Here is a 14,897-nt window from a genome sequence, read left to right as displayed (position 1 = left end):
AGTCCGCACCGACGATCCGGCACCGCGCCATCAAAGCCTTCGCCAATATGATCCTATCTCGGTGCTGCAGGACCTTCCAGCCGATGTTGCGAAGAAGGCCCGGGCTCCGTAGATGATCCGACCCATAGACTGAGCGGAGGCCAGGGTAGTCCAATAAAGATTCAGGCCCCCGCGTTACCACGGGAGCCTGATTTTAAAGGCGAACGGAGACCTGATCGTCTCAGTCGAAGGGGATCACCCGGTCATCTGCCGACAGGGCCTTGCCATCGACGGAAACGGAGACTTCCGCCGTATCGGCCTTGCGGCTTACGACGATATCCCTGGCCTTGCCGTCGAGCGTGATCTTCACCGAGAAGCCGCTCCAGTCCTCCGGCAGCGACGGCGAAATATGCAGCTTGCCGTCGGTGCGGGTGATGCCGAGAATACCCTCGACGGCGGCGCGGTAGAGCCAGCCGGCGGAACCCGTGTACCAGCTCCAGCCGCCACGGCCCGCATAAGCGCCTTCACCGTAGACATCCGCAGTCACCACATAGGGTTCGACCCGATAGGTTTCCGATGCTGCCGCATCGAGCGCATGATTGACGGGGTTGAGCAGCTTGAAGCAGTTCCATGCCTCCTGTGCCCTACCCTGCTTCGCAAAAGCAAGAACCACCCAGGTTGCAGCATGGGTATATTGTCCGCCGTTTTCGCGCACACCCGGCGGATATCCCTTGATGTAACCCGGATCATACGGCGCACGCGAGAAGGGCGGCGTGAACAGCCGGATGATACCGGTCTTTTCATCGACCAGATGCTCCATGACGGCATCCATTGCCTGCCGCGACCGAGCCTCTTCGCCTTCGCCGGAGAGAACGCTCCAGCTCTGGCCGAGCGAATCGATCCGGCACTCCTCGCTTTCGGCGGAACCGAGCGGCGTGCCGTCATCGAAATAACCACGCCGGTAATAGCTGCCATCCCAACCCGCTGTTTCCAGCGCATTGCGCAGCCTTTCCCGGTGCGCCGCCCATTTGCCGACGCGCTCGGTATCGCCACGCTTTTCCGCAATCTCGATGAAATCGCGCAACGCTCCGGACAGGAACCAGCCGAGCCAGACGCTGGTGCCCTTGCCGCCCACGCCGACACGGTTCATGCCGTCGTTCCAGTCGCCGCCGAGGATCAGCGGCAGACCATTTTCGCCAGTGCGATGAATGGCAAGATCGAGCGCCAGCGCCGCATGCTCATAAAGCGTGGCGGATCTGTCGCTGGTTTCCGGCTGGAAGAAGGCGTCATGCTGGCCGGGCATCAATGCCGCGCCCTTCAGGAAGGGGATGCTTTCATCGAGTATGGCGGCATCACCCGTGGCCGATACATATTGGTTGATCGCATAAGCGAGCCAGACCACATCGTCCGAAATGGTGGTGCGAACACCGGCGCCCGTCAGCGGCAGCCACCAGTGCTGCACATCGCCTTCCGGGAACTGGCGACCGGCCGCGCGCAGAATCTGCTTGCGGGCGAGATCCGGCTGATAGAGCAGGAAGGCCAGCGTATCCTGAAGCTGGTCGCGGAAACCGAAGGCGCCGCTCGACTGGTAAAAGGCGGTACGCGCCAGAATGCGGCACGCCAGCGCCTGATAGGGCAGCCAGTTGTTGACCATGTGGTTGAAGCCGGAATCGGGCGTGGAAACCTGCAACTGGCCGGTAAAGCCCGTCCAGAACGCCTTGCTCTCATCCAGCACCGTCTGGAAGTCCGCCTTGCGAACGTCCTTTACCAGCGCTTCGGCCTCTTCCGCATTGTCGGCATCGCCGAGAATGAAGGTCATGTGCCGTTCTTCGCCGGGCTTCAGGTGGATTTCCTGCATCAGCGCAGCACAGGGATCGCCGTCGACCTCCGTGCTGCCGCTGAGTGCAGCGCCGGACACGATGCCCTGCGGCGCCTGTGCCGAACCGAAGCGGCCGATGAATTCCCGGCGGCTGGTGGTAAACCCGCTCGCCTCGCTGTCGAGCGTCAGGAAAGCGGTGCGGGCGCTATAGTCGATGCTATAGGGGTTCGACGCGAAGATCGCATTGTTACCGGCATCGTGCCTGCTCAGAATGAACGGCGCGGATTTCTGGCCGTTATTGCCGAGCACCCATTCCACATAGGCATAGACCTTCAGGCGGCGGCTTTTCGAACCCTTGTTGCGAACGATGACCTGCGAGAACTTGACCGGTTTTTCGCGATCAACGGTCTGCGTCAGCTCGACTTCGAGCGTATCCGCTACACCGGTCAGCACGGAATATCCGAGGCCATGACGGGTTTCAAACATGGCTTCGGGATCACGCGACAGCGCGGCACACGGCGTATAGAGCTTTCCTGTCTCCACATCGGCGACATAGAAAGCCTCACCCGGCCGGTTGATGACCGGATCGTTGCTCCACGGCGTCAGCTGATAGTCGCGCGAATTGCGGCTCCAGCTGAAACCGGCGCCTTCGGCCGAAATATGGAAGCCGAAATTCTCGTTCGAGATGACGTTGATCCATGGATGCGGCGTGGACTGCCCGCCATTGAGGCGCACGACATACTCCTGACCGCTTCTGGCAAAACCGCCGAAACCGTTCCAGAAATCGAGATCGCCTGCATCCTCCACCGGCTCCGCAACAGGGAAGACCAGAACAGGCAGACGGGCCTGTGCAGCGTCGCTCGTGCCGTCGGGGCCGCGATGGGCCGCAAACAGCGATACCGCGCGGTTGATCTGATCGACGATCTTGCCGTTACGCACATGGAGGACAACGCGGGAGGCGGCCAGAAGCGCGCTCCAGGTCTCTTCATCCATCAGGTCGCGGCGCACCGAGAAGACGTGCGGACGACCGCCATCGGCAGGATTGATGCGGCGCTGCGCCTCGGAAATATGATCGAGCGCATGCTGCATGTCCTGCGCATAGGACGCGGCCCGTTCGTTGACGATGACGAGATCGAAGATCACACCGCGTGAACGCAGATATTCATGGGCGCTCAGCGCCTCACGGGCGATATCCATGTCCATATCGTCGTTGATGCGCAGGCTGAAGATCGGGAAATCACCCGAAATCGCAAGCGGCCACAAGGCGCGCTGCGAGGCAAGGCCCGTTTTCAGCGTTTCAGAATCCGCACGCAGATGCATGTCCGGATAGGTCAGATAACGGCCGAGATGCTGGAAGGCGGCCGCCTGCTGCGAGGTGACGCCCACATGGCGCATCTGCACCTGCGTGCGCGTCCAGGCATGCACCAGTTCATGCGCGAAGGCGTCCGGATGACGATAACGGTCGATTGCCTTATCGACTTCCTCGCGGCTCGGCGCGGCAATCGTCCAGAAGATCACGCTCACCTTCTTGCCCGCCGGCACGCGCACCGTGCGTCGCAGCGACAGGATAGGATCGAGTGTGAAACCATCCGTGCTGGAAAGCGTCGCACCCATATCAAAGGCAGCGGCTTCGCGCAGCGACCGACCGCGACCGATGAACTTGGCGCGATCCGTCTCGAATTCCGTCGGGCGCGACGGGCCGGCATTGTCGGCGGCCAGATGCGCGATGACTGTACCCGGCTCATTCGGGCTGCGACGGTTGCGCCAGGCACGGATGACATCGCCGCGTCGACCAATCTCCGTCTGCACGAACATGCGCGAGAACAGCGGATGGGCGTTATCGTCATCTTCAGACGCGATGACCGGCTCCATATAGGAGGTCACTTCAATATAGCGATCCTCGGAACCGACGTTCAGCAGCGTGATACGGCGGCCTTCGGCATCATGCTCGGTGGCGACGATGCATTCGACCACGCTCTGTAGATCGCCTGTTGTCTTGTGGAATTCAGCCTTGTCGTCGGTGAAGATCGTCTTGGTTTTTTCGCCTTCAATGACGCGCGGCTCCGCCGTCGCACTCCACCATTGTCCATTGGTGGTGTCGCGCAGGAAGATGAAGGTGCCCCAGCGATCCTCTGTCGGATCGGCCTTCCAGCGGGAAATCGCCTGGCCGTTCCACTTCGAATAACCTGCACCCGTGGAGGTGAGCATGGTCGAGTAGTGGCCATTCGACAAGAACACCACTTCGCGGTCACGCACAGCCGGATCGGCGATGGAGCGGACTTCCGCACGCAACAGGTCTGCCTGTTCCTTGCCGGGTGTTTCCGGCTCGTATTTGGCGCTCATGACCGGAACTTCGCGTGGTGCCTTTTCCTGCAGCAGCAGCTCAGCCGCCTCGATCACCGGATCGGAGTGGAACAGTTCGCGCAGCACGCCATCAAAGGCGACGTTGGCGACAGCCGCAATCGACATGCCATGGTGGTGGGCATAATAGTTATAGACCACCGCGCAGACCTTGCCGTCAGGCACACGTGTCGGCGTGAAATCCACCGCATCGTGGAAGCCGTACTGGCCAAGCGCCCCAAGCTTGCGCAGCTTGTCGAGGTTCTCAAGCGCGCCATCAGGATCATACTGGCTGGCGAGGATCGACGCGTAGGGCGCGATCACCGCATTCTGGCCAAGGCCGCGCTTGAGGCCAAGGGTCGGCACACCGAAGTTGGTGTACTGGTAATTCATGTTGTGATCGCGGGCGTTGAACGCCGCTTCGGAAATGCCCCATGGCGTGCCGAGACGACGGCCATGATTCATCTGTTCCTTGACGATCAGATTGTTGGTCTGGTTGAGGATGCCACCCTGACGCTCCTGCATGACGAGCGGCGGCATCAGATATTCGAACATCGAACCCGACCAGGAGACCAAGGCACCCTGCGCACCGATCGGCACGACCTGACGGCCGAGACGATACCAGTGTTCGGTCGGCAGATCGCCCTTGGCGATGGCAAACAGGCTGGTCAGACGGCATTCGGAAGCCAGAAGGTCGTAGCAGGCCTCATCCAGCTCCTTGCTTTCGACACGATAGCCGATCGACAGAAGACGGCGATCCTTGCGGTAGAGGAACGTGAAGTCCATCGAGAAGGCAAGGTTGCGGCTGCGGTCGCGCAGCGAGGCAAGGCGCTGGCGCAGCGGCTCCATATTGGTGAGGTCGATGGCGCTGTCGGAAATATGCGACTCGCAGCATTCCACCAGCAATTGCGCCCAGCGCGTCACTTCCGCGCTCTGCGCCGACTTCACCTCATGATCAACATTGGTGGCAAGTTTCTGGATGTCGCGCGCGAGCACCGCCAGATTGATGACGCGGATCGACGCAAATTCATGCTCGCGCTTGACGGAGGCGAGCGCGTTCGAGAAGCCGATGATACGCTCTTCAAGACGGCGATGCAGCGGGCGCAGGTTCTTGCGGTTGTCGGGCAGCGCTTTCAGCGTTTCGCGCAGGATACCGGCAACGTCGCCGATACCGTCGAGATTGCCCTGAAGATGGGCGGAAGGGGCTTCCGCCCAATCGCGGCAGGCGGACGAAACCGCAATCAGGTGACCGGCGAGATTGCCGCTGTCCACGGCCGAAACATAGCGGGGTCCAAGCGTCTGCAAGGTGTCAGTGTGATACCAGTTGTAGAGATGGCCGCGATGTTTCTCCATCTTCTCGACGGTCTGGATCGTATTCTCGATCCGCTCCAGCGTATCGGCAAAGCTGATCCAGCCGAACTGGCGCGCCGAAATAATGGAAAGCAGATAGACGCCGATATTGGTGGGCGAGGTACGCGAAGCGACGATCGGCTCCGGCGTCTCCTGGAAGTTATCAGGCGGCAGGTGGTTCTCCTGCGGCGTCACAAAGGCCTCGTAATAACGCCAGGTGCGGCGCGCGATCTTGCGAAGCTCGAAGGAGACGTGCTCCGAAACGAACAGCCGGTCTTCGGTTTCAGCCGACTGACTGACATACCAGGCAACGGCGGGAGACAGAACCCAGAGCAGCGTGAAGGGAATGCCGATCAGGAAGGCGTTATCGCCCGGCAGCGCCGCAAACAGCAGGCCGAGCATCGCCACCACGGGCGCATGCCACATCTGGCGGTAATAATCGACGATGCTGCCCTGCGCGCTCGATTGCATGCTGGCGGCGGTACGCCATTCCAGCATCAGCTTGTGGCTGACGAGCAGACGGTAAAGCGAACGGGCAATCGCATCCGTCATCATGCAGGCGGCATCGGCGATGAAGACGATACGCAGCGCAACCTGCGCATTGGTGGCGCGGATTTCCGACCAGATGGTATGGAAATGCGCCTGCGGCACGATATCGGTGGAGCGCGGCACGAGACCGGACAGCAGGGAAAGCGTGGGCGCGACGAACAGCGAGAAGATCAGCAGGATCTGCCAGATCAGCGCACCGAGCGGATCCATGAAATACCAGCCGAGGATCGAGGCGAAGAACCAGGCGATCGGTGTGAGCGAGCGGCGCAGATTGTCGACCATCTTCCAGCGGCCGATGGCTGTAACGCCACGGGCACGGTCAAGGATGAAGGGAAGCAGCTGCCAGTCGCCACGCGCCCAGCGATGCTGGCGCGACACTTCCACCTCGTATCGGGTCGGGAAATCCTCGACCAGCTCCACATCGGTCACCAGCGCGCAACGCGCAAAGGAGCCTTCGAGCAGATCGTGGCTGAGAATGGAGTTTTCCTCGATACGGCCCTTCAGCGCCGCCTCGAAGGCATCCACATCGTAAAGACCCTTGCCGGTGAAGGTGCCTTCCGAGGTCAGGTCCTGATAGACGTCGGAAACGGTAAAGACGTAAGGATCGATACCGCGATTGATCGAGAAGACCCGCTGGAAGACAGAGGCATCCTTGCCGGTCGTCAGCGAAGGCGTTACGCGCGGCTGCAGCAGACCGTAGCCTTCGACAACCCGTCCGGATACCGGATCGATCACCGGGCGATTGATCGGGTGGTGCATCTTGCCCACGAGCTTGGTCACCGCATCGCGCATCAGGCGCGTATCGGCATCCAGCGTCATGACGTATTTCACGCCCTCCGGTACAACGTTCGCACCGCCGAGGAATGTCGTATCCTTGTCGCCGCGCAGCAGCATGTTCAGCTCATGCAGCTTGCCGCGCTTGCGCTCCCAGCCCATCCAGCAGCCTTCGGCCGAATTGTAGATGCGGCGGCGGTGCAGCAGGTAAAAGCGCGTCTTGCCATCAAAGGCATAACGGCTGTTCAGCGCCGCAAGCTCGCGCTTGGCATAATCGAGGATTTCAATATCCTCATCGGATTGCTCATATTGCGCATCGCGCCAGTCGCTGACGAGCGAGAAATAAATCTCGCCATGCGGATTGGCGAGATAATGCACCTCGATATTGCGCATCATTTCGTCAACGCTGTCGCGGCTGGTCAGCATGCAGGGCACGGCAACCAGCGTGCGGGCATCCTGTGGAATGCCGTTCTTGAATTCGTATCCGACCAGCCGGAACGGCTTCACGAAGAAGGTGACGAGCGTGTTGAAGAGACCCGTCGCCCCTTCCGAGGCTGGCAATGCGAACATCAGCAGGAAGGCGGTCACGACATACCAGGGCATGCCCGCTTCCGCGAGGAACCAGCCGACCGCCAGCATGGCAATCGCGGTGATCAGAAGCACCGGCGCGGCGATTGCCAGCCAGTTGAACTTGCGCATCGAGCGGACGATATGCTGCGACACCAGCGGCCGGTACCCCAAAGCCTTTTCAAGCTCGAACCGTCGCTGGCCGACAAGCACGGAGCCGACATTGACGCGATGATTTTCATCCGCACCGGCAGGCATATCGGAGCGTGCCATTTCGACAGCGGCGCGCGCAACCTCGACTTCGGTCTTGGGAGAACGGCGAGCCAGAAGCTCGATCGTGTTGCGATAGGTGTTGCGCGAACCGAAATCGAGAACCTCGTAATCGGTCTCCTCACGCAGAACCTTGTCGATATGGCTGACTTCTTCGAACCACACCGACCATTCAGTATCGTCGATCTCGCGCAGGCTCTTGACGATGTTGCCCATCGTCACATTGCCGGATGCCAGGCGGTTATGCTCCGACATCATGACGTTTTCGGCATCGGTGCCGGCAGCGTGAAGACGCTCTTCGAGCCAGGCAACGGCAAAACCGGAGGTCTGCGAACCGTTCCTCAGACGATAAAGGAACTGCGTCGCAAAAGTCGGGTCGTCGACCAGCGAATCGACCTGCTTGAGAAGCGCTGCCGAGGCTTCCGCATCGTTCAGACGGATGATTTCATCGACGACCTCATTTGCCTTCTGGCGCATGCGGCGCGAGCGCTCCACACGGATGGAGATACGGCGGAGATTTTCGATGAGGACAAAACGGATAATCGACGGCAAAGCCCACAATTCGCCGATCTGCAGCGTCTTCGACGTCTGGTAGCCATCCACCAGCGCCGTCATATTCTCGCGCGAAACCGTGCTGTGGGTATGGGCGACATAAAGCCAGCCGAGCGCCATGACCCGCGGGATCGTCACGCCGCCCACCGTCATCGTCGGCAGCTGGCGATAGAACTTGCGCGGAAAATCGCGGCGGACTTCCTGGATCGCCTCTTCGATGACGTAGTGGTTGTCGAGCAGCCATTCCGCCGCCGGCGTTATCGTCGCGCCATTTTCCGCATCGACGGCCGTGGTGCGATAGACCCTGAGGATTTCCTTCTCGTTCTCACGATGACGCTCGAAGAAATCGAACTCCATGAAGCCGGGAAGGCTGTCGGCGCCATCGCGGGAAAGCGCGGCGCCCGCATCATGCAGTTCCTCCACCGTCATATAGGACGCGCGGATCGAATCGTTATGATCGATCTGCTTCGTCTCGGAATCACGGGCGGCGGCGGTCGGGGTAATATGAAATGACATCGGGCTCGTATTCTGAACTTTATGGAAACTTGTTCGACTTGACCGGCATTTCGTCCGTGGCGGGAACACACACGAAAATCGGGCCACGCTATATTTATGACTTATCCTGAACCTTCGGTGAACCGGACCGGACGCTGTGCGGAACGGATCGTCAAGTGCGGAATATTCGCAGGCGCGTCATGCTGCAGCGTCATTATTCCGCAATATCTGCGAAGCTGGAGATCGGCGCGGACAGGGCTTTTCCGATGAGGGGAAGAAAATGGCGTCGTTCGGCCCGGCAATGCCGTTCCGACCGGATTACGCACCCTCCCCGATGGCGAAAATTGTTCGCGCAACGTCCGATAATCCCCCGTTGACAACCTGAAGGGCAACACGAACCGAGAAGCCCGCGCTACATCCGAAAGAAGCTAATGCCCCAGGACGTCAATAGTTCCATGCCACCTGTCGCGGCACGATGCAAGCGCTGAATTTCGGGGCATTTCCGGGCAGGCACGCCCCTTACGCATGGCTGCATATGCTGCTATGTCATTTACAAAAGACGCCGGAAAAAACGGCCGAACCCGGGACTTTAAAAATGACCAGACAGACCGCAAATCTCGCATCCTTTGCCAACCATATGCCGGATGTGGTGGCCATTCGCCGCCACCTGCACCGCAACCCCGAAATCGGCCTTTCGGAGTTCAAGACGTCGGATTTTATCGCCGAACAGTTGGCGGCAATGGGCTATGAGGTTACGCGGGGGCTGGCCGGAACCGGTGTCGTCGCCACGCTCCGCAATGGCGACAGCACCCGCACACTCGGCATCCGCGCCGATATCGACGCCCTGCCGATCCATGAAGAAACCGGAGCGGATTATGCGAGCGCCAATCAGGGCGTGATGCATGCCTGCGGCCATGACGGCCACACCGCCATGCTGCTCGGCGCGGCGAAGATCATTGCGGGGCGCAAAAATTTCGACGGAACCCTGCATCTTATCTTCCAGCCGGCGGAAGAGAATTTCGGCGGCGCCCGCATCATGATCGAGGACGGGCTGTTCGAACGTTTTCCCTGCGATGCGGTTTTTGCCCTGCATAACGATCCCGGCGTGCCCTTCGGGCAATTCGTGCTGCGCGACGGGCCGATCCTTGCCGCCGTCGACGAGTGCAAGATCACGGTCAACGGATATGGCGGCCACGGTGCCGAACCGCAGGATGCGGCCGACCCCATCGTTGCCGGCGCAAGCATCATCATGGCGCTGCAAACCGTGGTGTCCCGCAACATCCATCCGCAATTGTCGGCGGTCGTCACGGTTGGCGCGTTCCATGCCGGTGCTGCCAGCAACGTCATTCCCGAAACGGCGGAAATGCTGCTGACCATCCGCTCCTTCGATCCGGGCGTGCGCGACGAGCTGGAAAAGCGCATCCGGGCAATAGCCGAAGGCCAGGCGGCCAGCTACGGCATGAGCGTCACCATCGATTACGAGCGCGGTTACAATGCAACCGTCAACCACAAGGCGGAAACGGATTATGTCGCCAATCTCGCCCGGCGTTTTGCCGGACCTGAAAAGGTGGCCGAGATGCAGCGCCCATCGATGGGTGCGGAAGACTTCGCCTATATGCTGGAGAAACGGCCCGGCTGTTATTTCTTCCTCGGCACCGCGCGCACCGATAACGACCCGCCGCTGCACCATCCGAAATTCGATTTCAACGACGATATCCTGCCAATCGGAACCGCATTCTGGGTCGATCTGGCGGAAGATTACCTGAAGGCGTGAATGGGCATGAAAAAGGCCGATCGGAGGAGCGACCGGCCTTTTGTTCTCAAATTACCTGATGAGAAAATCGGGAGGATCAGGGAACGAGACCGAAGATGACGGCGGCGACAAAAGCCACGCAGACGCCGACAAGAGCCGCATGAACCGAATCTTTCCAGTTGCGCGGCGACTGGGGCTGCGAGACAAAGTCTTTTACTTTTCCTGCCTTGGAATAAGACATTGTACACTCCCTTCCTGCTCGGCCCTTCAAAGTGGGCATTGCTTATTTCACTTATAGAATAGCTTTATTCCCCACTGTTTCAGTAGAGATAAAATTCCATAAGATTGGCGCATCGGGAAAAATACCGATTGCGACTTGCCCACCGGCAAGCATCAATCTACCCATTGCGCAGGATCAACGCGGTGGAGGGCATTTCCGTTCAAAACCGGTGGCGGGCACGGAAAAGACCATGACGGATATCGACGCCATCATCATCGGAGCCGGGGTGATAGGGCTCGCGACAGCGCGTGAACTGGCGATGCGTGGTCTCTCCGTCATCATCCTCGAAAGCGGGAAGGAATTCGGCTCTGCCACCTCCTCCCGCAGCAGTGAAGTCATCCACGCCGGTCTCTATTATCCGGCCGGAAGCCTCAAGGCCCGACTTTGCGTGGAGGGCAAGGAGCGGCTCTATGCTTTCTGCCAAAGCCACGGCGTTTCACATCGCCGCTGCGGCAAGCTCATCGTCGCCACGAGCGATGAAGAGGTGGCCATGCTCGCCACCCTGCGCGAAAAAGGCAAAGCTAACGGTTGCAACGACCTTGAGCTGATCGATGCGCGACAGGCGCTCCTGCTCGAACCCGCGCTCGCCTGCGTCGCAGCCCTGATATCGCCCTCGACCGGTATCATCGATAGCCACGGCTATATGCTGGCGCTGCTTGGAGACGCGCAGGATCATGGCGCGGCCCTTGCCCTGAACGCACCCTTCGAAAAGGCGGAGGCGATGGGCAATGGTTTCCGCGTTCATGTCGGCGGAGCGGAGCCCATCAGCCTGACATGCCGGCTGCTCGTCAATTCCGCCGGGCTTGTAGCACCCATGGTGGCGAGAAAGATCGAAGGATTGCCGGAGGATGGGATCCCGCAGGCGCGTTTCGCCAAGGGCAGTTATTTTTCGCTGGCCGGCAAGTCGCCCTTTTCACGGCTGATCTACCCCGCGCCGCACACCCATGGCCTCGGGGTGCATCTCACCCTCGATCTCGCCGGCCAGGCCCGTTTCGGGCCGGATGTGGAGTGGGTGGACACCATAGACTACGCGGTCGATCCCCGACGCATAGCGGGTTTTGGCGATGCGATACGGCGCTATTGGCCGGGCCTTCCCGATAACGCGCTGATCCCGGCTTATTCCGGTATCCGGCCGAAGATTTCCGGCCCGGACGAACCGGCCATGGACTTCCGCATCGATGGGCCGGAAACACACGGCGTTGCCGGCCTCGTCAATCTTTTCGGCATAGAAAGCCCCGGCCTCACCGCCTCGCTGGCGATTGCCGATGAGGTCGCGGCACGGCTCGAGGCCTGACCTCAGCCGAAACGGGACAGCGCGGCGGCCATGATCTCCGGATCGACATTGCCGCCGGAAGCGACTGCGATCACCGTTTCGCTTTCCAGTTCATCGCCGTGGAAGAGGGCCGCCGCCAGCGCCACCGCACCACCGGGTTCGACAACGATCTTCAGCCGGTTGAAGGCGAGAACCATAGCCCGCAGCGCTTCCTCCTCGGTCACGGCAATGCCTTTTCCGCAGAGCCCGGCCATGATGGGGAAAGTAATGTTGCCGGGCTGCGGCGTGACGATCGCGTCGCAGATCGAGCCCGAGGTCGTGGCGTTACGCTCGATCTTGCCCGAGGCAAGGGAGCGGGCCACATCGTCGAAGCGCTCCGGTTCCGACGTCCTGACCTTGTAGTTCGGCGCTTTTGCTGCGAGTGCCAGGGAGATGCCGGAGGTGAGGCCGCCACCACCGCAGGGCACCAGAACCTCGGCCGCGCCGATGCCCAGCTCCGCGCCCTGTTCGGCAATCTCCAGCCCCACCGTTCCCTGCCCGGCAATGACCAGCGGTTCGTCATAGGGCCTGATCAACGTCAGCCCACGCTCGCGCGAAATGCGATCTCCGATCGCATCGCGATCTTCGTTAGCACGGTCATAAAGCACCACCTCCGCGCCAAAGGCCCGGGTATTGTCGATTTTGATCTTCGGCGCATCCGACGGCATGATGATGACGGCGGGAACATTGTGCAGCCGGGCGGCAAGCGCCACGCCCTGCGCATGGTTGCCGGAGGAAAAGGCGATCACGCCCTTGGCGCGCACCTCCGCCGGAAGGCCGGAGACGGCCGACCAGCCGCCGCGAAACTTGAAGGAACCCGTTCTTTGCAGGCATTCAGCCTTCACGAACAGCTTTCGCCCGGCAATTTCGTCCAGAAAAGGCGATGAAAGAAGCGGTGTGCGAACCGCATGGTTGCCGATGCGCCCACGCGCGGCTTCTATCATCGAAATATCTGTCATGTCCTGCCCCTGTGATGCGGATTTACGGGTACATTAAGAGGTCGCGATCAATTGCGAAACCGCCCGGAAAAGAAAAATCCCCAGACATGGCCGGGGATTTTTGTCCTACGTGATCAATGATTGTGCCGGGGCATCTTCTCGGCGATCCGGCGGAAATCCGCGGCCCCTTCCAGAACCGCGCCATCGGAAAGCTGGGTCACCGACTGGCGGTAGATGCGCTGCCATGGCGTCGCATCCGCGGGAACAGCGGGAATGCCGTCAGCCTTGCGGGCGGCAAGCTCGTCATCCGGCACCAGCGCATTGCACTCGCCCTCATTGAAATCGATGCGGATGACATCGCCCGTGCGGAGCCATGCCAGCCCACCGCCTGCGGCACTTTCCGGCGAGGCGTTGAGGATGGACGGGCTGTCCGCCGTTCCCGACTGCCGGCCGTCACCAATCGTCGGCAGGCTGGTAATGCCCTTTTTCAACAGCGCATCCGGCGGCTGCATGTTGACGACCTCAGCCGAACCTGGCCAGCCGAGCGGCCCCGCACCGCGAATGACAAGAATGGTGCGTTCATCGATATCGAGGGAAGGGTCGTTGATACGGGCGTGATAGTCTTCCGAACCATCGAACACCACGCATTTGCCTTCGAAAATGCCCTCGCGGCCCGGCTCGCTCAGATAACGCTGGCGGAATTCCGCCGAAATCACGCTCGTCTTCATGATGGCGAAATCGAACAGGTTGCCCTTGAGGACGAGGAAACCGGCGCGTTCCTTCAGCGGCTTGTCATAAGGCAGGATCACGTCACGGTCGGTGGATTCCCGGCCTTCCAGGTTTTCCGCCATGGTCTTGCCGGTTACGGTCGGACAGCTTCCGTCGAGCTTGCCCGCCTTGAGAAGCTCCCACATGATGGCGGGCGTGCCGCCGGCGCGGTGATATTTCTCACCCAGCCATTTGCCGGCCGGCTGGACATTGGCGATGAGCGGAATGTCGTAACCGTGGACCTGCCAGTCCTCCTCGCGAAGCTCAACGCCCGCATGTTTCGCCATCGCTGCGAGATGCGGCTGGGCATTGGTGGAACCGCCAATCGCCGAATTGACGCGGATCGCGTTCAAAAACGCCTCGCGTGTCATGATGTCGGAAGGCTTGATGTTCTCGACAACCAGCTCGACGGCGCGGCGGCCGGTGCGATAGGCCATCTGGCCGCGCTCGCGGTAAGCGGCCGGGATCGCACCGCAGCCGGTGAGCGACATACCGAGCGCCTCCGCCATGGCATTCATGGTGGACGCGGTGCCCATAGTGTTGCAATGGCCGACGGAAGGAGCGGATTCGAGCGCCGCCTGCAAGAATTCCTCGCGGGTGATTTCGCCCGCACCATATTTGCGGCGCATGCGCCAGATGACAGTGCCGGAACCGACCAGATCACCATCATGGTAACCGTCGAGCATCGGCCCGCCGGATAGAACGATAGCCGGAATATCCACCGTGCTTGCCGCCATCAGCGCCGAAGGCGTGGTCTTGTCGCAACCCGTGGTCAAAACGACGCCGTCGAGCGGATAACCGTAAAGCACTTCCACGAGGCTGAGATAGGCGAGATTGCGGTCGAGCGCCGCCGTCGGGCGCTTGCAGTTTTCGAACATCGGATGAGTCGGAAACTCGATGGGTATGCCGCCCGCGTCGCGGATACCGTCCCGCACCCGCTTGACCAGTTCCACATGGACGCGATTACAGGGCGTCAGGTCGCTGCCGCTCTGTGCGATGCCGATGACCGGCTTGCCGGAACGCAGCTCTTCCGGCGTCACACCGTAATTCATGAAGCGCTCGAGATAGAGCGCCGTCATGTCGAGATGGTCGGGATTGTCGAACCAGTCCTGCGACCGCAGGCGGCGCATGGGTGTCTTGTCGTCGCTCAT

General features: G+C 60.7%; 6 protein-coding genes. 2 read left to right on the top strand and 4 right to left on the bottom strand.

What is annotated here, in order from left to right; translation table 11 throughout:
* Window positions 1-220: 220 nt before the first annotated feature.
* Window positions 221-8,716 carry a glucoamylase family protein gene (locus EM858_RS09210; protein ID WP_127756509.1) on the bottom strand — a complete coding sequence of 2,832 codons (8,496 nt, stop codon included), beginning with the start codon at window positions 8,714-8,716 and terminating at the stop codon, window positions 221-223.
* A gap of 574 nt (window positions 8,717-9,290) precedes the next feature.
* Between EM858_RS09210 and EM858_RS09205 the strand changes: the two genes are divergently transcribed.
* Window positions 9,291-10,469 carry a M20 aminoacylase family protein gene (locus EM858_RS09205; protein ID WP_164865379.1) on the top strand — a complete coding sequence of 393 codons (1,179 nt, stop codon included), beginning with the start codon at window positions 9,291-9,293 and terminating at the stop codon, window positions 10,467-10,469.
* A 76-nt stretch (window positions 10,470-10,545) separates the two neighbouring features.
* Here EM858_RS09205 and EM858_RS09200 read toward each other — a convergent pair whose 3' ends face one another.
* Window positions 10,546-10,689, bottom strand: coding sequence for a hypothetical protein (locus tag EM858_RS09200; protein WP_003505150.1), 144 nt, complete (start codon window positions 10,687-10,689; stop codon window positions 10,546-10,548).
* A gap of 229 nt (window positions 10,690-10,918) precedes the next feature.
* Between EM858_RS09200 and EM858_RS09195 the strand changes: the two genes are divergently transcribed.
* Window positions 10,919-12,022 (top strand): NAD(P)/FAD-dependent oxidoreductase, encoded by a 1,104-nt coding sequence (locus EM858_RS09195; protein ID WP_127756508.1) that lies wholly within the window; start codon window positions 10,919-10,921, stop codon window positions 12,020-12,022.
* 2 nt (window positions 12,023-12,024) lie between these two features.
* Here the strand turns inward: EM858_RS09195 and EM858_RS09190 are convergent, their stop codons facing one another.
* Window positions 12,025-12,999: a threonine/serine dehydratase gene (locus tag EM858_RS09190; protein WP_127756507.1), complete on the bottom strand. Its 975-nt coding sequence runs from the start codon at window positions 12,997-12,999 to the stop codon at window positions 12,025-12,027.
* Window positions 13,000-13,112: 113 nt separating this feature from the next.
* The gene (locus EM858_RS09185) at window positions 13,113-14,897 is read right to left on the bottom strand and encodes an IlvD/Edd family dehydratase (RefSeq protein WP_127756506.1); all 1,785 of its coding nucleotides are present in this window, start codon (window positions 14,895-14,897) and stop codon (window positions 13,113-13,115) included.

Origin of the sequence: Agrobacterium sp. CNPSo 2736, from assembly GCF_004005385.1 — a bacterium.
GTDB lineage: Bacteria > Pseudomonadota > Alphaproteobacteria > Rhizobiales > Rhizobiaceae > Agrobacterium > Agrobacterium leguminum.
The sequence above is the reverse complement of the archived record's forward strand: the minus strand, read 5'-3'. Positions and strand labels throughout refer to the sequence as shown.